The 20,120-nt window shown below is 59.6% G+C and carries 22 protein-coding genes; 12 read left to right on the plus strand and 10 right to left on the minus strand.

Features of this window, described 5'->3' with window-relative positions; all coding sequences use genetic code 11:
* Positions 1–37: 37 nt before the first annotated feature.
* Positions 38–289 (minus strand): outer membrane lipoprotei OprI, encoded by a 252-nt coding sequence (gene oprI / locus AC6CIA_RS15520; protein WP_003172710.1) that lies wholly within the window; start codon positions 287–289, stop codon positions 38–40.
* A gap of 615 nt (positions 290–904) precedes the next feature.
* Between oprI and AC6CIA_RS15525 the strand changes: the two genes are divergently transcribed.
* Complete coding sequence (locus AC6CIA_RS15525) at positions 905–1,186, plus strand: GNAT family N-acetyltransferase (RefSeq protein WP_339531916.1); 282 nt, start codon at positions 905–907, stop codon at positions 1,184–1,186.
* Between the two features lie 64 nt (positions 1,187–1,250).
* Here AC6CIA_RS15525 and AC6CIA_RS15530 read toward each other — a convergent pair whose 3' ends face one another.
* Positions 1,251–2,327: a 3-deoxy-7-phosphoheptulonate synthase gene (locus AC6CIA_RS15530; RefSeq protein ID WP_498313219.1), complete on the minus strand. Its 1,077-nt coding sequence runs from the start codon at positions 2,325–2,327 to the stop codon at positions 1,251–1,253.
* Between the two features lie 193 nt (positions 2,328–2,520).
* Here AC6CIA_RS15530 and AC6CIA_RS15535 point away from each other — a divergent pair, with 193 nt between their 5' ends.
* The 4 genes from AC6CIA_RS15535 to cysB all read left to right on the plus strand — a co-directional run bounded on the left by AC6CIA_RS15535 (position 2,521) and on the right by cysB (position 6,054).
* Positions 2,521–3,483, plus strand: coding sequence for a putative 2-dehydropantoate 2-reductase (locus AC6CIA_RS15535; protein WP_498313221.1), 963 nt, complete (start codon positions 2,521–2,523; stop codon positions 3,481–3,483).
* Between the two features lie 9 nt (positions 3,484–3,492).
* Positions 3,493–4,407, plus strand: coding sequence for a 5'-nucleotidase (locus AC6CIA_RS15540; RefSeq protein ID WP_498313223.1), 915 nt, complete (start codon positions 3,493–3,495; stop codon positions 4,405–4,407).
* Positions 4,408–4,477: 70 nt separating this feature from the next.
* Positions 4,478–4,978 (plus strand): universal stress protein, encoded by a 501-nt coding sequence (locus AC6CIA_RS15545; protein WP_498313225.1) that lies wholly within the window; start codon positions 4,478–4,480, stop codon positions 4,976–4,978.
* A 101-nt stretch (positions 4,979–5,079) separates the two neighbouring features.
* Positions 5,080–6,054 (plus strand): HTH-type transcriptional regulator CysB, encoded by a 975-nt coding sequence (gene cysB / locus AC6CIA_RS15550; protein ID WP_339531911.1) that lies wholly within the window; start codon positions 5,080–5,082, stop codon positions 6,052–6,054.
* 5 nt (positions 6,055–6,059) lie between these two features.
* Here cysB and AC6CIA_RS15555 read toward each other — a convergent pair whose 3' ends face one another.
* On the minus strand, positions 6,060–6,542 hold the full coding sequence (locus tag AC6CIA_RS15555; protein ID WP_339531910.1) for a GreA/GreB family elongation factor: 483 nt from the start codon (positions 6,540–6,542) through the stop codon (positions 6,060–6,062).
* Between the two features lie 14 nt (positions 6,543–6,556).
* A complete protein-coding gene (locus AC6CIA_RS15560; RefSeq protein WP_498313227.1) occupies positions 6,557–6,925 on the minus strand; it encodes a hypothetical protein in 369 nt (122 codons plus the stop codon).
* Positions 6,926–7,057: 132 nt separating this feature from the next.
* Here AC6CIA_RS15560 and earP point away from each other — a divergent pair, with 132 nt between their 5' ends.
* Both earP and AC6CIA_RS15570 read left to right on the plus strand, forming a co-directional pair.
* On the plus strand, positions 7,058–8,191 hold the full coding sequence (earP, locus tag AC6CIA_RS15565; protein WP_498313229.1) for an elongation factor P maturation arginine rhamnosyltransferase EarP: 1,134 nt from the start codon (positions 7,058–7,060) through the stop codon (positions 8,189–8,191).
* Between the two features lie 49 nt (positions 8,192–8,240).
* Positions 8,241–8,813 carry an elongation factor P gene (locus AC6CIA_RS15570; protein ID WP_339531906.1) on the plus strand — a complete coding sequence of 191 codons (573 nt, stop codon included), beginning with the start codon at positions 8,241–8,243 and terminating at the stop codon, positions 8,811–8,813.
* Positions 8,814–9,139: 326 nt separating this feature from the next.
* Here the strand turns inward: AC6CIA_RS15570 and AC6CIA_RS15575 are convergent, their stop codons facing one another.
* The 4 genes from AC6CIA_RS15575 to AC6CIA_RS15590 all read right to left on the minus strand — a co-directional run bounded on the left by AC6CIA_RS15575 (position 9,140) and on the right by AC6CIA_RS15590 (position 12,335).
* Positions 9,140–10,156: an alpha/beta hydrolase gene (locus tag AC6CIA_RS15575; RefSeq protein ID WP_498313231.1), complete on the minus strand. Its 1,017-nt coding sequence runs from the start codon at positions 10,154–10,156 to the stop codon at positions 9,140–9,142.
* A 25-nt stretch (positions 10,157–10,181) separates the two neighbouring features.
* A complete protein-coding gene (locus tag AC6CIA_RS15580) occupies positions 10,182–10,601 on the minus strand; it encodes an organic hydroperoxide resistance protein (RefSeq protein ID WP_498313233.1) in 420 nt (139 codons plus the stop codon).
* A 253-nt stretch (positions 10,602–10,854) separates the two neighbouring features.
* On the minus strand, positions 10,855–11,307 hold the full coding sequence (locus AC6CIA_RS15585) for a MarR family winged helix-turn-helix transcriptional regulator (protein ID WP_498313235.1): 453 nt from the start codon (positions 11,305–11,307) through the stop codon (positions 10,855–10,857).
* Positions 11,308–11,384: 77 nt separating this feature from the next.
* Positions 11,385–12,335: a LysR family transcriptional regulator gene (locus AC6CIA_RS15590; RefSeq protein ID WP_498313237.1), complete on the minus strand. Its 951-nt coding sequence runs from the start codon at positions 12,333–12,335 to the stop codon at positions 11,385–11,387.
* A gap of 109 nt (positions 12,336–12,444) precedes the next feature.
* On the opposite strand from AC6CIA_RS15590, the gene AC6CIA_RS15595 reads away from it, so the two are divergent.
* Positions 12,445–13,194, plus strand: coding sequence for a sulfite exporter TauE/SafE family protein (locus AC6CIA_RS15595; RefSeq protein ID WP_498313239.1), 750 nt, complete (start codon positions 12,445–12,447; stop codon positions 13,192–13,194).
* Here the strand turns inward: AC6CIA_RS15595 and AC6CIA_RS15600 are convergent.
* Positions 13,184–14,065, minus strand: a complete 882-nt coding sequence (locus AC6CIA_RS15600; protein WP_498313241.1) for a LysR family transcriptional regulator — start codon at positions 14,063–14,065, stop codon at positions 13,184–13,186. The genes AC6CIA_RS15595 and AC6CIA_RS15600 overlap by 11 nt on opposite strands.
* Positions 14,066–14,135: 70 nt before the next feature.
* On the opposite strand from AC6CIA_RS15600, the gene AC6CIA_RS15605 reads away from it, so the two are divergent.
* Complete coding sequence (locus AC6CIA_RS15605) at positions 14,136–14,342, plus strand: DUF1127 domain-containing protein (RefSeq protein ID WP_498313364.1); 207 nt, start codon at positions 14,136–14,138, stop codon at positions 14,340–14,342.
* Positions 14,343–14,407: 65 nt separating this feature from the next.
* Entirely contained in the window at positions 14,408–15,631 is a 1,224-nt protein-coding gene (locus AC6CIA_RS15610) for a winged helix-turn-helix domain-containing protein (protein WP_498313243.1), read from the plus strand.
* On the opposite strand, the gene AC6CIA_RS15615 is transcribed toward AC6CIA_RS15610, so the two are convergent.
* The gene (locus tag AC6CIA_RS15615) at positions 15,621–16,967 is read right to left on the minus strand and encodes a class II 3-deoxy-7-phosphoheptulonate synthase (RefSeq protein ID WP_498313245.1); all 1,347 of its coding nucleotides are present in this window, start codon (positions 16,965–16,967) and stop codon (positions 15,621–15,623) included. The two genes, AC6CIA_RS15610 and AC6CIA_RS15615, sit on opposite strands and share 11 nt — an antisense overlap.
* A 117-nt stretch (positions 16,968–17,084) precedes the next feature.
* Here AC6CIA_RS15615 and AC6CIA_RS15620 point away from each other — a divergent pair, with 117 nt between their 5' ends.
* Together AC6CIA_RS15620 and AC6CIA_RS15625 are read left to right on the plus strand one after the other, a co-directional pair.
* Entirely contained in the window at positions 17,085–17,840 is a 756-nt protein-coding gene (locus AC6CIA_RS15620) for a spermidine synthase (RefSeq protein WP_498313247.1), read from the plus strand.
* Positions 17,841–18,372: 532 nt separating this feature from the next.
* A complete protein-coding gene (locus AC6CIA_RS15625; protein WP_084378198.1) occupies positions 18,373–20,046 on the plus strand; it encodes a DEAD/DEAH box helicase in 1,674 nt (557 codons plus the stop codon).
* The last annotated feature ends 74 nt before the right edge of the window (positions 20,047–20,120 follow it).

Below are 20,120 nucleotides of genomic sequence, written 5' to 3' on the forward strand. Positions count from 1 at the left end.
AAGAATGGATCGGCTTGATAACAACCCCGAGGGATTATTACTTGCGGCTTGCTTTTTCAAGCATGCGCAGAGCGCGCTCGTTAGCTTCGTCAGCAGTCTGTTGTGCTTTTTGAGCAGCAGCCAGAGCTTCATCAGCTTTACGGTAGGCTTCGTCTGCACGGGCCTGGGAGCGAGCTGCTGCGTCTTCAGTTGCAGTCAGACGAGCTTCGGTTTCTTTGGATACGCTGCTGCAACCGGTAGCCAGAACTGCGGCCAGAGCCAGAGCAGAGAATTTCAGAACGTTGTTCATCGTGTTCCCCTTCAAGGACTTTCTATTTAATGGCTACTTTCTCAGAGTGAGCTAATAGCCGGCGTACATACTACCCATTACTTGTAGTAAGTAAACTGACGTAACGCAAGAAGCAAAAAAAAATCTTTCGGCGAATCTATTTGGGTCAATCTTTAGCGGTTTTGTATAAAAAATGTCCAGCGTTTGAGCTGTTCCAGAAGACTCGATCCCGCGCTGAAAGCGCCCCCTGGCCAGTGTTTGAGGTTGTAAGGTGCTGTCCATTTATATATCGGCCCGACTACTAGTGTTCAGATCGTCTTTTCGCCTGCCGGTATCTTTTATGCCTGTTGCGGTGACTTTAAGAACGTCTGTTCGTCTCAAGGTTCAACTGCCGGCAATGTTCAGGCCATCGACTTCAGGATGCTCGATCGGCCCTTTCTATGTCAGCCAGTCATGAGGGATGATGAGTGCGTCTTGAGCCGTGGCGGGTTTGGCGTCTACTATTCCGACAGGCTGGTTGTGAGCGCTATAAGGCTTTCTCGTTGTCGAAACCCGGCACGCGTGGCGTAGATGTTCCTTCGCCGGAAAAACATCGGTAAGGTAGGGGTCATAAACCAAGACCCGCGAGGAGTAGTGATGAGCGAGGCGTTGTCCATCCACCATGACCAGGCTGGTCATCAGTTCGAGACCACCGTGGACGGTCATCGTGCTTATCTGACCTATATGGACTTGGGCAAACAGACCCTGGATATTTATCGCACATTTGTGCCCAATGCCCTGCGTGGGCGCGGCATTGCCGCTGCGCTGACCGAACAGGCGCTGCAATACGCCGAGGGAATGGGTTACACAGTGATCCCGTCGTGTTCCTACGTCGAACGTTACATGGAGCGCCATCAGCGCCACGCGGCGAAGTTGTGAACTGATTCAGCGATCATGAAAAACGCCGGGCTAAGCCCGGCGTTTTTGTGTGCGCAGTCTGCAATCAGGTGCGCTTGCGCTTGGGCAGTACGTCCTTGAGCTTGGCGCGCATGCTGCGCAGAGTGGTCTCGGTAGCGGACCAGTCGATGCATGCATCGGTGATCGACACGCCGTATTGCAGGTCGGCCAGATCCTTTGGAATCGCCTGGCAACCCCAGTTCAGATGGCTTTCGACCATCAGCCCGATGATCGACTGGTTGCCTTCCAGGATCTGATTGGCGACGTTCTCCATCACCAGTGGCTGCAATGCCGGATCCTTGTTGGAGTTGGCGTGGCTGCAATCGACCATGATGTTCGGCTTGATCTTCGCCTTGGCCAGCGCTTGCTCGCACAGGGCCACACTGACCGAATCATAGTTGGGCTTGCCGTTGCCGCCGCGCAGTACAACGTGCCCGTAGGCGTTGCCTTTGGTGGTGACGATGGAAACCCCACCTTCCTGGTTGATCCCCAGGAAACGGTGCGGGCTGGAGACCGACTGCAGGGCGTTGATGGCCACGGTCAGGCCGCCATCGGTGCCGTTCTTGAAGCCGACCGCCGAGGACAGGCCCGAGGCCATTTCCCGGTGGGTTTGCGATTCGGTGGTACGTGCGCCGATGGCCGACCAACTGATCAAATCCTGCAGGTACTGCGGGGAAATCGGATCGAGGGCCTCGGTCGCCGTCGGCAGGCCCATTTCAGCCAGGTCCAGCAGCAACTGGCGGCCGATGTGCAAGCCGTCCTGGATCTTGAACGAGTCGTCCAGGTACGGGTCGTTGATCAAGCCTTTCCAGCCGACGGTGGTCCGGGGTTTCTCAAAGTAGACACGCATCACCAGGTACAAGGTGTCGGACACTTCCGCAGCCAGCACCTTGAGACGCTCGGCGTACTCGTGGGCAGCCTTGAGGTCGTGGATCGAGCAAGGTCCGATCACCACGAACAGGCGATGGTCAGTGCCGTCGAGGATCTCACGAATGACTTCGCGGCCCTTGGTGACGGTCTGCAGGGCAGCGTCGCTCAAAGGGATTTCACGCTTGAGCTGATCGGGCGTGATCAGTGTCTCATTGGATTCGACGTTCAGGTCGTTGATTGGTAAATCAGCCATCGTGTTACTCGTCAGGGTCACGGGTGCCGGCCGCCAGCGATCCCCGTGCGGCGGAGCACAGCATGATTTAAATGCAGCGGGGGTGCCGAACCTTAGCGCGTAACACGCCTGCGCGACAATGGGCAATTGCGCGCGTTGTCGCCCGGCCTGATAGTGTGCGGGCGGCGCTTGAACGAGAACCAGAGGAGATGCGATGACGGATACAGCACCCCACACGCCCCGGATCGGCATTATCGGCACCGGTGCCATCGGTGGATTTTATGGCTTGATGCTGGCGCGGGCCGGGTTCGACGTGCATTTTTTATTGCGCAGCGAATACCAGGCGGTCAGTCAGCGCGGCTTGCAGCTCAATAGCGCGGTGCATGGCGCAATCAGCCTGAACCCGGTCCAGGCGTATGCCTGCGCAGCGGACATGCCGCCTTGCGACTGGTTGCTGGTGGGGACTAAAACCACTGATAACGTCGAACTCGCACCGACCCTTGCGCAAGTGGCGGCGCCGGATGCCAAAGTGGTGTTGCTGCAAAACGGGCTGGATGTCGAAGACCGTTTGCGGGAGCACCTGCCCGAGTCACTGCATTTGCTCGGCGGGCTGTGTTACATCTGCGTGCATCGCTCCGGTCCCGGCATTGTCGAACATCAGGCATTGGGCCGAGTCAATCTTGGCTATCACAGTGGCAGTGCCGCCAACGACGAGGTGCGCCGCCAGGCCATTGTCGAGGCAGGCGCCGGGCTTTTCCAGCAGGCCGGGATTGATTCCCAGGCCATGCCCAACCTGCATCAGGCCCGCTGGCACAAATTGGTCTGGAATGTGCCGTACAACGGGCTTTCGGTGTTGCTGGGGGCGGGCACCACGGCATTGATGGCTGATGAGTCGAGTCGTGAAATGATTCAGGCGTTGATGGCTGAAGTGGTGCAGGGAGCCCAGGCATGCGGGCATGAAATTGCCGCCAGCTATGCCGAGCAGATGTTCAGCATGACCGAGCAATTGACCGATTACTGGCCAAGCATGTATCACGATCACGTGCACAAGCGCCCATTGGAGCTGGCAGCGATCTACGCCCGCCCGTTGGCTGCCGTCAGGGCGGCGGGGTGCGAACTACCCCGCATGCAGGCGTTGTATCAGGCGTTGAGCTTTATCGATCGACGCAACCGCTGAGGAGCGAGCATGGCGAAAGGAATGAGCGACAAACTGGTGCTGGCGATTTCCTCGCGGGCGCTGTTCGACCTGAGCGAGAGCCATAAGGTCTACCTGGCCGAAGGTGTCGAGACGTATCGCAAGTATCAGATTGATCATGAGGAGGAAATCCTCGAGCCGGGCGATGCCTTCCCCCTGGTCAAGAAACTCCTGAGTCTCAACGCCAGCCTGGGACGCGCGCGGGTCGAAGTGGTGCTGGTGTCGCGTAACAGCGCGGACACCGGCTTGCGTGTGTTCAACTCGATTCAGCATTACGACCTGGATATCTCCCGCGCCGCGTTCGTCGGTGGGCGCAGTCCTTATCCGTATTTGTCGGCATTTGGCTGTCACCTGTTTCTTTCCACCCACGCAGAAGATGTACGCAGTGCTCTGGATGCCGGGTTCGCTGCGGCGACTATCTTGTCCGGCGGCGCCCGCCGGGCTTCGAGTGCCGAGTTGCGGATTGCCTTCGATGGCGACGCGGTGCTCTTTTCCGACGAGTCGGAGCGTATTTATCAGTCCGGCGGTCTGGAAGCGTTTCAGGCCAGCGAGCGGCAGTCCGCCCGCGAGCCCTTGCGTGGCGGACCGTTCAAAGGCTTCCTGGCCGCTCTCAATCTGTTGCAGCGAGAGTTTCCCGATGAGTTATGCCCGATCCGCACGGCGCTGGTAACGGCCCGTTCGGCGCCGTCCCATGAGCGCGTGATTCGCACCTTGCGTGAGTGGGATATTCGGCTGGATGAGTCACTGTTCCTGGGTGGGCTGGATAAATCGGCGTTTCTCGAGGCATTCGCCGCCGATGTGTTTTTTGACGACCAGGCCGGTCATTGCGAGAGAGCCAGAGAGGTAGTAGCTACTGGACACGTTCCTCACGGCATCAGCAACGAACTGAAAGTCCAGGCCCCTTGAGTCCATCGAAATCTCCAGGGCGCTGCTAAGCTGAAGCAATCCCCGCCATCCTGGCACCCCAGGAGGTTCTATGATTCGTTCGATGTTGTACGCCACGGACCTCGGCGTGTATGCGCCCTATGTGATGCAGCACGCACTGGCGATGGCGCGAACGTTCAAGGCTGATCTGTATGTGATTCATGTGGTCGAGCCCATCGGCCTGTTCGCCGAATCCGTCCTGCAAAGCTATCTTGACGATGAGGCCCTCAATGATTGGCAGGCCCAAGGGTTGAAGAGGGTGATGGCGAGCATCGAGCAGCGAGTACTGGACAGTTTTCGTGAGGAGCTGGCGGATGGCGAGCAGGACTTGCTGTTGATTCGGTCGGTGCGGGTGATCCAGGGCGATCCTGCCCAGGCGATTCTTGCCCAGGCAGAGAAACTCTCTGTGGATTTATTGATCGTAGGTAGTCACAGTCAGGGGCCGGGTGTGGCCATCCCCTTGGGGCGCACCGCTGCCCGGGTGTTGCAGTTGTCCAAGGTGCCGGTGTATCTGGTGCCGTTGTTGCAGTGTCGGCGCAGTGATGACGTGTGAGGGACAAAGCGATAAAAAAGTTCTAGATTTGTCTTCATTACCTTTAATATAGTTATATATCGTCGCTGATACCCTGGCGTCTATCTGCTTGAGGGACACATATGAAGCTTCAACAATTGCGCTACATCTGGGAAGTGGCGCACCACGACCTCAACGTTTCCGCCACGGCGCAAAGCCTTTACACCTCGCAACCGGGTATCAGCAAGCAGATCCGCCTGCTCGAAGACGAGCTGGGCGTCGAAGTGTTCGCGCGCAGTGGCAAGCACCTGACCCGCGTCACGCCCGCCGGTGAGCGCATCATCACCACGGCCGGGGAGATTTTGCGCAAGGTTGAAAGCATCAAGCAGATCGCCCAGGAATTCTCCAACGAGAAAAAGGGCACCTTGTCGATTGCCACCACGCATACCCAGGCCCGTTATGCGCTGCCGCCGATCATCAGTGCGTTTATCAAGCAATATCCGGACGTGGCCCTGCACATGCACCAGGGCTCGCCGATGCAGATCGCCGAGATGGCCGCGGACGGGACTGTCGACTTCGCCATCGCCACCGAAGCCCTGGAGCTGTTCGGTGACCTGGTGATGATGCCGTGCTACCGCTGGAACCGCTGCGTGGTGGTTCCCCAGGGCCATCCACTGGCCAAATTGCCGAAGCTGACCCTCGAAGCCCTGGCGGAATACCCGATTGTGACCTACGTGTTCGGCTTCACCGGCCGCTCCAAGCTGGACGAAGCCTTCAGTCACCGTGGGCTGACGCCGAAAGTGGTGTTCACCGCGGCGGACGCCGATGTGATCAAAACCTATGTACGCCTGGGCCTGGGCGTCGGTATCGTGGCCAAGATGGCGGTCGACAGCAAACTCGACAGCGATCTGGTGGTGTTGGATGCCAGCGAGCTGTTTGAGTCCAGCGTGACCAAGATCGGTTTCCGTCGTGGCACCTTCCTGCGTGGCTTCATGTGCGACTTTATCGAGAAATTTGCGCCGCACCTGACCCGCGAAGTCATGGCCAAGGCCATCCAGTGCCACAACAAGCAGGAGCTGGAAGAGCTGTTCGACGGCGTCGAGCTACCGGTTCACTGATCGGCTCACTTGACCTCGGTAACAGCGAACTGTTGCCGAGCGCCTGCCACCACAATCTCCACGTCATCCCCTTCGAACTTGCCCAGCAGGCTGTTGCCCAGCGGTGAGCGTGGGGTGATGACGGTCACCGGTTGCCCGACCACGTCCACTTTCAAACCTGCTGCATCCGGCGCCAGAAACAGCCACTGCTGGCGACCCTGCTCATCCTCGAGCCCCAACAGCGAACCCATTTCAATCCCGCGCTGCTCATCATAGGCACGCAGGCTCAGGTTCTGGCAAAGCGTCAGCGCCTGCTTGATCTCTTCGACTCGCTTGGCTTGCCCAGCGGCGAGATAAGAGGCCTCCAGGCCCAAAGTGTCGTACTTGTTCTCGGCGATATTTTCTTCATGGGTCGCGGTTTCGTAGGCGGTTTGCGCGGCGCGCTGGGCGACATCGAGATCGGCGACGAGTTTTTCCAGGATCAGGTGGTGCACGGCGTGTTTATTCATGGAAAGCTTTCTGATCAATCACAAAATTGCAGGACATTGGCCCGGCTTTTTTCGCTAGGGGCGTTCTGGTCCTGCTGGAGCCAGAACTGGCATTTGGGGTTGGACAGGTTGCGCGAGTTATTGCGGGCCTGGTCCAGTGTCTGTTGTTGTTCCTGCTTGCGCAGGTTTTCCTGGTACTGCTCAAACATCCGATCCGGCGGTTCGGCAACCGCGGGCGGCGCCTTGCCTGGCTGTTGAATGGCCTCGGCAAGTGGCGCCAGGGGATGCCCGGGTAAATAGCGAGTAGCCAGCCAGCCGGTCAGCGCGATGGCGATAAAACCCAGCCACAGGCCCAGGGCAATGCCGATACTGAGCTTGAGCATCGATAACGGGCGTTCAGACATGATGGCCTCCTGGCGGGCAGCTTCGGCAAGTTGCGGATTGTCGCACAGCCTCTTTGCAGAATAATCCTTATCAACCCTTCTGCATTGCCACATTTATGCGGACAATCGAGCCTTTGAGTGTTGGAGCCCGGAATGAAAGCCCGCTGGGATATTTTTTGCAGCGTCGTGGATAACTTTGGCGACATCGGCGTGACGTGGCGCCTTGCCCGACAGTTGGCGGCGGAACACGCCTGCGCGGTGCGGTTGTGGGTCGATGACTTGCGCGCCTTCGAGCGCATGTGTCCCGAGGTGGATGTGCAGTTGACGCAGCAATGGCAGGAGGGCGTGGACGTGCGTCACTGGCCGCGGGACTGGACGACCACAGAGCCTGCGGATGTGGTGATTGCTGCATTTGCCTGTCAGTTGCCCCATGACTATATGGAAGGCATGGCGCAGCGTGAACGCGTGCCGTTGTGGATGAACCTGGACTATTTGAGCGCCGAGGAGTGGGTGGTGGGCTGTCACGGCCTGCCGTCGGTGAAGTTCAAGGGCGTGCAGAAGTATTTCTTCTTTCCGGGATTTGGCCCGGGCACGGGGGGCTTGTTACGCGAGACGGGGTTGGTCGATCGACGTCAGGCGTTCCAGCGTGACCCTGGTGCGCAACAACAATTCCTGCAATCACTGGGTGTGTTTCCTATGGCGGGCACGCGGTTAATGTCGCTGTTTGCCTACGAAAATGCCGGGCTGGCGAGTTGGCTGGAAGTGCTGGCTGCGCAGAAGCCAGCCACGCATCTGTTGGTGCCGGAAGGACGCATCCTCGGTGACCTGCAGCGTTGGCTGCAAGTCGAGACGCTGGCGGTGGGTGACGTGCATCGACGAGGCGCCTTGACCGTGCAGGTGCTGCCCTTCATGCGCCAGGAGCAATACGACCGCTTGTTATGGTGCTGTGATTTCAACGCGGTACGCGGCGAAGACTCTTTCGTGCGTGCGCAATGGGCCGGGCGTCCGCTGTTATGGCACATCTACCGTCAGGACGAAGACATTCACCTGGACAAGCTCGATGCTTTCCTTACCCTCTACACCCAAGGCTTGTCCCCGGCCGCGAAAGCCGCGCTGATTGCCCTTTGTCAGGCCTGGAATGCCGATGGCGACATGGCCGCAAGCTGGACAAGGCTGCTTGAACACTGGCCCGAAGTGACACACCACGCCGAAAAATGGTGTCTGGAACGAGGCTTGCAGGCCGATCTTGCGACGGCGCTGGTACAGTTTTATGAAAGTTGGATATGATACGCGACCTTGATTTTTGTAAATCCCATCCAAATTTCGGATATACGCAATGAAAACTGGTAAAGAACTGAAACCCGGTACAGTGATCCGTCTCGAAAACGACCCTTGGCTGGTTCAGAAAGCTGAGTTCACCAAGTCTGGTCGTAACAGCGCAATCATGAAGACCAAGCTGAAGAACCTGCTGACCGGTTACAAGACCGAGATCGTCTACAGCGCCGATGACAAACTGGACGACGTGATCCTCGACCGCAAGGAAGCGACCCTGTCCTTCATCAGCGGCGACACCTACACGTTCATGGACACCACCGACTACACCATGTACGAGCTGAACGCTGAAGACATCGAAGCCGTTCTGCCGTTCATCGAAGAAGGCATGGAAGACGTCTGCGAAGCCATTTTCTTCGAAGAGCGCCTGGTTTCCGTAGAGCTGCCGACCACCATCGTGCGTAAGGTCGACTACACCGAAGGTTCCGCTCGCGGCGACACTTCGGGCAAAGTGATGAAGCCTGCCAAGCTGGCTAACGGTACCGAACTGCAAGTGGCCGACTTCATCGAAATCGGCGACCTGATCGAGATCGACACCCGCGAAGGTGGTTCGTACAAAGGTCGCGCCAAGAAGTAATTCCGGCGTCACCGCTACGAAAGAAAGCCCGACCAGTGTGTCGTAATGCTGTTCAGTTAAGAAAGTCGCGTGCCGAACACCCTTCTGTGGCGAGAGGGCTTGCCGGAACGCCGTATCGCCCCCGTTGGGCTGCGCAGCAGCCCCTAAAAGGCCTCCCCGGTCGTCCAGTCAAACCGGGGTGGCAGGTTTGAGGGCTGCTGCGCAGCCCAACGGGGGACAAGCCCCCTCGCCACAAGAGCGGTAACAGGCGCTTCACTTGCTTAACTGAACAGCATTGCGACCAGTGTGTCGGGCTTTTTCTTGGGCGCGGTCTTTGCAGCATGTGGCTATTTCAGGTGTCGCTTGAGCTCTTCCGCAGCTTGCGACAGGGCGGAGCGCACCGCAGGCACCTGGCTGACCACGTTGAGCAAGCCGTAATCATGGATCATGCCGTTGTAGCGCACCGACGTGACAGCTACGCCAGCCTCATCCAGTTTGCGGGCATAGGCTTCACCTTCATCGCGCAATACGTCGGCGCCAGCGGTTTGCACCAGGGCGGGCGGCAGGCCTTTGAGTTGTGCGGCCGTCGCACGCAGCGGCGAGGCATAAATCTCGGCGCGCTGCCTGGCGTCGGTGGTGTAGTTGTCCCAGAACCATTTCATCATGTTTTTGGTCAGGAAATGACCTTCGGCGTATTGGTTGTAGGACGCCGTTTCGAAGTTGGCGTCGGTCACAGGCCATAGCAACAGTTGAAACTTGAGCGACGGGGTGCCCTTGTCCTTGGCCATCAGGCTGACCACCGCCGCCATATTGCCGCCAACGCTGTTACCGGCGACCGCCAGGCGCTTGCCGTCGACGTTGATCTCTTTGCCATGCTCGGCCACCCATTGGGTGGCGCCGTACGCCTGGTTGATGGCAACGGGATAACGCGCTTCCGGGGAAGGCGTGTAGTTGACGAATACCGCCGCGGCCCCCGACCCCACCACCAGATCGCGCACCAGCCGTTCGTGCGTCGGGAAATCCCCCAACACCCAGCCGCCACCGTGGAAGAACATGAACACCGGCAATGTCCCTTCGACCCCTGCCGGACGCACGATCGTCAGTTCCAGGGGCTGGCCATCGACCTGAATGGTCTTCTGGCTGATATCAGCCTTGGGCAGAGTCAGCTTCACCCCGGCCTGGGCGCCGCTGAGCACAGCGCGGGCTTGCTCGGGCGCCAGGTGCTCAATGGGCTTGCCGGTACCGCTGTTCAATGCGTCGAGAAACGCCTGGGTGTTGTGCTCGACATCCGCGCCTGCTGCATAGGCGCTGGAAATGGACAGGGTGAGCAAGGTGCCAGTCACGGTTTTGCCAAATGTGTTCATGATCTTCTCCGGTGCGGGATCGGGATTAGACGGTGACGTGCAGGCGCACATCGACGTTGCCACGTGTGGCGTTGGAGTAAGGGCAAACCTGGTGGGCCGCCTCGACCAGACTCTGTGCGTCGGCCTGAGTCAAACCGGGCAGGTTGACGTGCAAGTCGATATCCAGGCCGAAACCACCGGGAATCTGGCCGATGCCGACATGCGCGGTGATCGATGCGTCGTCAGGGATCTTGCGTTTGCTCTGGCTGGCGACGAATTTCAGGGCGCCGATAAAGCAAGCGGAATAACCGGCGGCAAACAGTTGTTCAGGGTTGGTGGCCTGACCACCGGCACCGCCCAGTTCTTTGGGGGTAGCCAGTTTGACGTCGAGGACGTTGTCGCTGGAAACGGCGCGACCATCACGGCCGCCGGTGGCGGTGGCGACTGCGGTATAGAGCGTTTTCATGGGTAATTCCTCGCTGTTTTTGCGCTAAAATTTAGCGCGCTAAGTAAGTGGCGAGATAAATGTATCGCGCAAATATTTAGTGCGCAATATAAATTTCAGGAAATTGCTCCATCAGCCACCGCATGGGGGCCTTTTGAAGGCGCGTGCTTGCCCGCGAAGCACTCAAAAGCGCCGCGTTTATTCAGGATTCACGCGTTATCGTCGACGTTTCGCGCGAGCAAGCCCGCTGTCGCTTAACTGATCAGCAGCAGGGCTAGAGGCTGTCTTGCAGATTGGCGCGCAACGCCAGCAAGTCAGTTTGCAGGTTGCGCAATTGCTCCATGCTCAACCCGCTCGCGCCGAGGATGCATTGAGGAATATCCATGGCTTGGTTGCGCAAGGTTCGGCCGGCTTCGGTCAGTTGCACCACCACCACCCGTTCATCTTCGCGGCTGCGCGTGCGGCTCAGCAGGCCTTCCACTTCCAGGCGCTTGAGCAAAGGGGTGAGGGAACCCGGATCGGTGAGCAGGCGGTTGCTGATCTCGCCCACGGTCAGGCCGTCCTCTTCCCACAGCACCATCATTGCCAGGTATTGCGGGTAGGTCAGGCCCAAGGCTTGGAGCAGGGGTTTGTAGACCTTGGTCATCAGCAGGGACGTGGAGTGCAGGGCAAAACACAGTTGGTTTCCCAGTAACAGAGATTCGCATGGATCAGGGGTCTTGGTCATGGCGGTGCCTTAAAACGCAGTTAATCTGGAATCTAGCGGGCAAATCTTTAACGCGCCAGATAATTCTGTCTGGAGGGTCAGCCCAAGCCGCTTTGCAACGCCAGATCCCAAGGCGGAACCGGGCTGAAACGCGCCTTGAGGTATTCCAGCAGCAAGCGACTCCGGGCATTGGCCTGTTGTTCGAGGCGCAGCGCATAAATGCCGGCAGTTTCGGGGTTAGGCAGGCCATTTTCGCAGAACAACGGCACCAGTTCGCCGCGTACCAGGTACTCGCTGGCCAGCCACGTGGGCAGATGTGCGATGCCCAGCCCCGCGAGGGCGCCAGACAACAATGCCTCGGCATTATTGGCGCTCATGCGTATGCGTTGCGGACGAAAAGTGTTCTTGCGCCCATCCAGCTCGAAACGCCAGGCAAATAGCGGGGCCAAGCCCTCCCAATCGAGGCCGTCATGCTCATTCAACTGCCTTGGGTGAGTCGGCGTGCCACGGTTTTTCAGGTACGTCGGGCTGGCACAGGCGATCCGCACGATGCTGGCCAAGGGCGTAGCGATCAGCCGGCTATCGACGATATGGCCCGCGCGTAGCACCAGGTCGACCTTCCCCAGGTGCTCGCCCTGCATGTCGACGAAGCTATCGATCAGGTGCAAATGCACGTCCAGCCCCGGGTACACCGTGAGAAAGTCTGCGATGGCTGGTGCCAGATGCCGTCGGCCGAAGGCGGCGGGGGCGTCCACGCGTATAAGGCCTTCAGGCGCATGACTCAAGGACACGGCTTCGGCCCGGGCCAGTTGCAGTTCGCGAACGATCCGTCGCGCCCGTTCGGCAAACGCCAGGCCGGCAGGCGTGGGGACTACCGCGTGGGTGCTGCGCAGAAACAATCGGCTGCCTACGGAGTTTTCCAGGCTATCAATGCGCCGGGCTACAGCCGACGGGGTCAATGGATGACGGCGGGCCGCGGCGGAAAAGCTCCCAGCCTCCAGGACATCGAGAAACAGGCCCAGTTGATCGGTCAAGGTATTAGGGTTCATTGCATCAGTGCTTGTGCGAAATCGGCACAGCCATTGTGCGCTGCTGTGCGTTTCCCTGCCAGACCTGACGGCGTAGCATGCAACGATTGTGTCGGCGGAGTAAGACATTGTGGTTGATGTGGCGATGTATGTAGTGCTGGGCCTGGCATTGGGCACGGTTGGCGGCTTGTTCGGCATTGGCGGCGGCCTGATTGCGATCCCGGTCCTGGGTGTGGTGTTTGGCTTGGACCAACAAATCGCCCAGGGCACGGCGTTGGTAATGGTGGTGCCGAATGTGATGCTTGCGCTGTGGCGCTATCACCAGCGCAATCGCATTGAGCTGCGTCACGCATTAGCGCTGGGGGTGATGGGCTTTTGCTTCGCCTGGCTCGGATCAATCTGGGCGGTGGGCATTGATGCCGGGGTCATGCGGATCGGCTTTATTGCATTTTTGCTGGCGTTGTCGGCCTATAACCTGGTGCGCATGTTCACCCACAATGCGCCGCCTTCGACGCAGATGCGTTATTCCTGGCCCTGGCTTGGCGTGCTGGGCGCGGTATCGGGATCGATGGGCGGTTTGTTCGGGGTGGGTGGCGCGGTGGTCGCGACGCCGGTCCTGACCAGTATTTTCGGCACCAGCCAAGTGGTGGCCCAAGGCTTGTCCCTGGCCCTGGCGTTGCCCAGCACCGGTGTCACGCTGGTGACTTATGCCTGGCACCATGAAGTGGACTGGCTGATCGGCGTCCCCCTGGCTATTGGCGGCCTGCTGAGCATCAGTTGGGGAGTGAAGGTGGCCCATACCTTGCCCGAACGGCGGTTACGCGGTTTGTTCTGCGGCTTCCTGGTGGTGTGCGCAGTGATGCTGATGTTTAAAGTTTGAAGCCTTCGATGATGTAGTCCGCCAGGCACTCGGTGATCGGCGAAGTGGTGCGCGGGTTGCGCAGCAGGCGCAGGTTGGCCGAAGGCAAGGGCGGGAACCCTTCGGCTGGCCCCAAGACCCGCAGTTCATCGCTTATCAGGCTTTCCATGCTGACCGTTACCGCCAGGCCGGCGCCGACCACCGCCTGGATCGCGGCTCCGTTTGAGCTGTGATAGGCCAGGCGATATTCACGGCCCTGTGCGTCCAGCGCCGCGCAGGCCCACTGGGTGCCAAAACAGTCCGTGCCTGAGACCGCCAGGGGCAGGGTGGCGTGCTCTTCCACGCAGAAGCATGCCGATGCGGCCCAGGCCAGCCGTTCAATCCGCAGCAACTCGCCGATGTCATCGCCTTGTACGCGGCTGATCACGGTCAGGTCCAGGTCCTGGCGCTGCATCAGAACGGTTGACGCCTCGCAGTGCATTTCAATCTGGATCAGGGGATAGGCTTTGGAAAAACGCTTGAGGATGCCCGGCAAAAAGCGCATCACGTAATCATCTGGTGTCCCGATACGTACCAGCCCGACCATGTGCGGCTCGCGTAACGTATTGAACACCTCGCTGTGCAACTTCAGGATGCGCCGCGCATACCCCAGCAGTACCTGGCCCTCGGGCGTGAGCTTGACCTGGCGGCCATCGCGAGCGAAGAGCTTGCGTTGCAAGATGTCTTCTTCCAGGCGCTTCATTTGCATGCTCACCGCCGACTGTGTGCGATTGACCTGCTCGCCGGCGCGGGTAAAGCCGCCTTGATCGGCGATGGCGACGAAGGTGCGCAGCACTTCAGTGTCGATACTCGGGTAGCTGGGCAAATGATCAATCTCCGAGATGTATTGCATAAGAAACATTCGTTGGATTGATCATAGCGCCAGGCACAGACTTCAGTCATCCCCACTGGAGGGCGAGATGATGAAAGGTCAAAGAGGCTATGTATTAATGGTGACGCGGCCGTTTTCCGGGCTGTTTCAACGGATTTCCCGCTGGTCTGCCTTGCACCGCGAGCGTCAGCTCCTGGCGGGCCTGACGGATGAGTCACTCAAGGATATCGGGCTGACGCGTGCGGATGTCGACCCTGAGCGTCACCGGCATTTCTGGAATGATCCGTTGGGCAAATGATGCAAATCGGGCTACACACGGACCCCTGCGGTCAGGTAGTTTGCGAGCATACAAAGGAGATGCACATGCCCGCTGAACTGTCTTTTTCCCTCAAGCAGGCGCGGCGTCTGGCGCTGGCTGCCCAAGGCTTCAACGGGCGCCAGCCGCCGGCGCTGGTCAAGGCCACGCAGGTCAATCGCTTGATTGATCGCCTGGGTGTCGTGCAAATCGACTCGGTCAACGCAGTGGTGCGTTCGCATTACCTGCCGTTGTTTTCCCGCCTTGGCAATTATTCGCCACTCATTCTTGAACAGGCCGCCTGGAGCCAGGGACGACGGCGCTCGTTGTTTGAATATTGGGGGCATGAAGCGTCCTTATTGCCGATGGCGCTGTACCCGCTGATGCGCTGGCGTATGCAACGCGCCCGCGAAGGGCGAGGCATCTACCAGCAGATGGCGCGTTTCGGGCGTGAGCAGCAGGTCACTATTCGTCGGGTGCTGGCAATCGTCGAGCAGCAGGGCGCGGTGGGGGCGGGCAGTCTGTCGACTCGCGAGGAGCGCGCCGGGCCCTGGTGGGACTGGAGCGACGAAAAGCACGCCCTGGAGTGGCTGTTCGCCGCAGGCCTGGTGACAGTGGCCGGGCGGCGTGGTTTTGAACGGCTCTATGACTTGCCGGAGCGGGTTATTCCTGCCGCGATTCTGCAGCAGGCGCCGTTGGGGGAAGCCGAGGCGCAGCGGCGATTGTTGCTGCATGCGGCAAGTGCCTTGGGGGTCGGCACCGAAAAGGACTTGCGCGATTACTTCCGGCTGGAGCCCGCGGACAGTCGTGGGTGCCTGGCTGAACTGGTCGAGGACGGCCAATTGCTCGCTTGCCGCGTCCAGGGTTGGAAGCAGGCGGCTTATTGTCTGCCCGAACCGAAAATCCCACGCAAGGTGCCGGCCAGTGCATTGCTCTCACCGTTTGATTCGCTGATCTGGGAGCGCAGCCGTACCGAGCGCCTGTTCGACTTTCGTTACCGACTGGAGATCTACACACCGCAGGACAAGCGGGTGTACGGCTATTACGTGTTGCCGTTTTTGCACAACGAACGGATTGCCGCGCGGGTCGACCTGCGGGCCGAACGGGCGGCGGGGCGCCTGGCGGTACATGCAGTGCATGAAGAGCAGCCGGGCCTGGACGAGGAGGGGATGCAGGCGCTGGCGTTGAACTTGCGGCGGATGGCCGACTGGCTCGGACTTGAGCAGATTCAGCTCAATTGCCAGCGGCCCAGTGCCGCCCGGCTACGGGCGGCACTGCTGCTTAGCGTCTGACCTGTTTCAAGGTCTCGGCAATCAAGAAGGCCAACTCCAGTGACTGGTCGGCATTCATGCGTGGATCGCAATGCGTGTGGTAGCGGTCCGAAAGCCCGTCTTCGGTAATCGGTCGGGCGCCGCCAATGCATTCGGTGACGTTTTGTCCGGTCATTTCGATATGAATCCCACCGGCATACGTGCCTTCGGCTGCATGGACCTGGAAGAATTCCTTCACCTCGCCCAGGATCTGCGCGAAGTCTCGGGTCTTGTAGCCGCTGCTGGCCTTGATCGTGTTGCCGTGCATTGGATCGGAGCTCCACAGCACCTGCTTGCCTTCGCGTTGTACGGCGCGAATCAAGTCAGGCAGATGATCGCCGACCTTGTTGGCCCCCATGCGCGCGATCAGGTTCAGGCGGCCGGGATCGTTGTCCGGGTTGAGGATATCGATCAGACGTATCAGGTCATCCGGGTTCATGCTCGGGCCGACCTTGACCCCGATCGGGTTGTTGACGCCTCGCAGGAATTCAACATGGGCGCCATCGAGTTGGCGCGTGCGATCACCGATCCACAGCATGTGTGCCGAGCAGTCGTAGTAATCGTTGGTCAGGCTGTCACGGCGCACAAACGCTTGTTCGTAGTTGAGCAGCAGGGCTTCGTGAGCGGTGAAGAAGCTGGTCTCACGCAACTGCGGCGAGGTATCCATGCCGCAGGCGCGCATGAAGGCCAGCGTCTCGTCGATACGGTCCGCCAGTTGGCTGTACTTCTCGGCCAGTGCGGAGTTGGCAATAAAATCCAGGTTCCACTTATGCACCTGGTGCAGGTCGGCAAAACCGCCCTGGGCAAAGGCTCGCAGCAGATTCAAGGTGGCAGTGGACTGGTGGTACGACTGCAGCAGACGGTCCGGGTCCGGCACGCGGCTTTTCGAGTCAAAACCGATGCCGTTGACGATGTCGCCGCGATACGCCGGCAGGGTGATGCCGTTGATGGTTTCATCATTGGCCGAACGCGGTTTGGCGAACTGGCCGGCCATGCGCCCGACTTTGACCACCGGGCAGCCGGCCGCGAAGGTCATCACAATCGCCATTTGCAGCAGCACCTTGAAGGTGTCGCGGATCTTTGCCGCGGAGAACTCGGCGAAACTTTCAGCACAGTCGCCGCCCTGCAACAGAAACGCGCGACCCTGGGTCACCTCGGCAAACTGACGACGCAATTCACGGGCCTCTCCGGCAAACACCAGCGGCGGATAGCTGGCCAGGTTCTGCTCCACTTGCAGCAAGTGCGCGGCGTCCGGGTACTGGGGTTGTTGCTGGATCGGCAGGGCTCGCCAGCTGTCGGGGCTCCAAGGTTGGCTCATCATGAACTCGAGTGATTGACGGTAGGAGGCCAATGTTATCAGCAATTAGTGCGTGACCTGTTGTCGCCAGTTGGCCGACAATCGGCCCTTTGCCGTGCCGCAACGTTAGGAGTAGTGATGACAGAGGAGCGCGTCGAGCGCCTGCTGGCCGAGGTCCACGATGACTTTGGGATGATCCGTGTGTTGGAAGTGGCCGATTACCGCTTTCTCGAATTTGGCGATGCCATCGAGCAAAGCTGTGTGTTCACCGCCGACCCAAGCTGGCTGGAGTACGACTACACCCGGGCCATGTTGATCGGTGCGCTGTGTCATGAGCAGCCCGAAAGTGCGCTGTTTCTCGGTTTGGGCGCCGGGACGTTGACCCAGGCCTGCCTCAAGTTCCTGCCGCTGGACGATGTCGAGGCCATCGAGTTACGCCCGGATGTGCCGCGCCTGGCCATCGAGTATCTGGGGCTGGATGATGATCCGCGCCTGTACATCCGCGTTGGCGATGCCCTGGAGTTGCTGGACACGGCAGAACCGGCGGACTTGATTTTCGTCGACCTGTATACCGACGTCGGCCCGGGCGTTGGTCATCTGGCCTGGAGTTTCCTGGAAAACTGTCAGAAAAAACTCAATCCCGGCGGTTGGCTGGTCATCAATCAGTGGGCCACCGATGACGGCAAGCCCTTGGGCGCGGCGTTGTTCCGCGGGTTGTATCACCGGCATTACTGGGAACTGCCGGTGAAGGAGGGCAATGTGATCCTGATCGTCCCCGCAGACCTGGATCAGGCGCTGGACCTGCCGGGGCTCAGCGCCCGCGCCGACTCCCTGGCGCCGCGCTTGGGGTATTCGCTGCAGTCCTTGATCAAGGCGGTTCGCCTGGCGACTTGATCGGAGTGGGTGGTAATGACATTGCCCTGTGGCGAGGGGGCTTGTCCCCCGTTGGGCTGCGCAGCAGCCCCAAAAAGGCCTGCCCGGTCCTCCAGCCAGACCGAGGTGAGAGGTTTGAGGGCTGCTGCGCAGCCCAACGGGGGACAAGCCCCCTCGCCACAGAAAGGTGAAGCGTTTAAGCTTGATGACTAGCAGGGCCGGGCGTTTGAAAAAAAGCCGCCCTTGCAAGGGTGCGCAACGCCTGTGATACAGAGCAGTTGAATGGGCTTTTGCGATAAAAAAAGCTCCCTTTTTCAGGGAATTCCGGTATAGTGCGCGCCGGCCTTTAACCGGGCCGCGTTTAGGTAGCGCAATTCCCCGAAGTCAGCTTCGGCTGCACGTCCGCACAGCGGACTCTTCCTTGACGAATCTTTTCATTCATTCGTTTTCGCAAATCCCCGCCGACAAAGCAGCCAGGGCGACTCTTGAGTCTCAACACGGCATGCGCAGCTTTGGAGCATGGGTCTTTGCGGATGCACTTAGAGGCAGACCCATGACCCAGGAAACCGGCGGCTTCGCCGCTTTTAATCTTAATCCGAATATTCTTGCAGCCGTCGCAGCGACTGGCTACGAAGAACCTTCGGCTATTCAGCAGCAATCGATCCCGATCATCATGGCCGGCCAAGACATGATTGGCCAGGCGCAAACCGGTACCGGTAAAACCGCCGCGTTCGCCCTGCCTATCCTGCACTGCATCGATCCTGCCAAGCGCGAGCCGCAAGCCCTGATCCTGGCGCCAACCCGAGAGTTGGCGCTGCAAGTAGCAACCGCTTTTGAAACCTACGCCAAGCAAATGCCAGGCGTCACTGTTGTGGCCGTTTACGGCGGCGCGCCGATGGGCCCGCAACTCAAGGCAATCCGTAATGGCGCACAAATCGTTGTCGCTACCCCGGGCCGCCTGTGCGACCACCTGCGTCGCGACGAGAAAGTCCTGTCGACCGTGAACCACCTGGTTCTCGACGAAGCCGACGAAATGTTGAAGCTGGGCTTCATGGATGACCTGGAAGCCATCTTCAAGGCGCTGCCACCCACCCGTCAGACTGTATTGTTCTCGGCCACCCTGCCGCAGTCGATCCGTGCCATTGCCGAACGCCACCTGCGCGATCCGCAACACGTGAAGATCCAGACCAAGACTCAGACAGTTACCGCGATCGAACAGGCTCACCTGTTGGTTCACGCTGACCAGAAGACCTCGGCTGTATTGAGCCTGCTGGAAGTCGAAGACTTCGATGCCCTGATCATGTTCGTGCGTACCAAGCAAGCCACCCTGGACCTCGCCAGCGCCCTGGAAGCCAAGGGCTACAAAGCTGCTGCGCTGAACGGTGACATCGCCCAGAACCAGCGTGAGCGCGTGATCGACTCCCTCAAGGATGGCCGTCTGGACATCGTTGTGGCGACCGACGTTGCCGCTCGTGGCCTTGACGTTCCACGTATCACCCACGTGTTCAACGTTGACATGCCGTACGATCCTGAGTCCTACGTTCACCGTATCGGCCGTACCGGCCGTGCGGGTCGCGAAGGTCGTGCACTGCTGCTGGTGACTCCGCGTGAGCGTCGCATGCTGCAAGTGATCGAGCGCGTGACCGGGCAGAAAGTTGCCGAAGTCCGCCTGCCGGATGCCCAGGCCGTTCTCGATGCGCGCATCAAGAAACTGACCAACAGCCTGTCGCCGCTGGTGGCTGATGCTGAAGCGACTCACGGTGACCTGCTGGATCGCCTGACCGCCGATATCGGTTGCACCCCGCGTGCCCTGGCTGCAGCGCTGCTGCGCAAGGCGACCAATGGCCAGGCGCTGACCCTGGCAGCCATCGAGAAAGAACGTCCATTGGTGCCGAACAACGCTCCGCGCGGTGATCGTCCAGAGCGTTCCGGCGACCGTCCGGACCGTGGTGATCGCGAGCGTCGTGCGCCGATCCCGTTGGCCGAAGGTCGTGCTCGTTGCCGTACCGCGCTGGGTGCGCGTGATGGTATCGCGGCCAAGAACCTGCTGGGCGCTATCCTCAATGAGGGTGGCCTGGCACGTGAAGCCATCGGTCGCATCCAGGTGCGTGACAGCTTCTCGCTGGTGGAACTGCCGGAAGATGGTCTGGAAAAACTGCTGACCAAGCTGAAGGACACCCGCGTTGCCGGCAAGCAGCTCAAGCTGCGTCGCTATCGCGAAGATTGATCGGCTCTTGGGCTGATTGATCGTCGATAAAAAATCCCCGACTGGTTCGGGGATTTTTTATGCCTGAATATCTT

The organism is Pseudomonas sp. GQ91, from assembly GCF_059758795.1.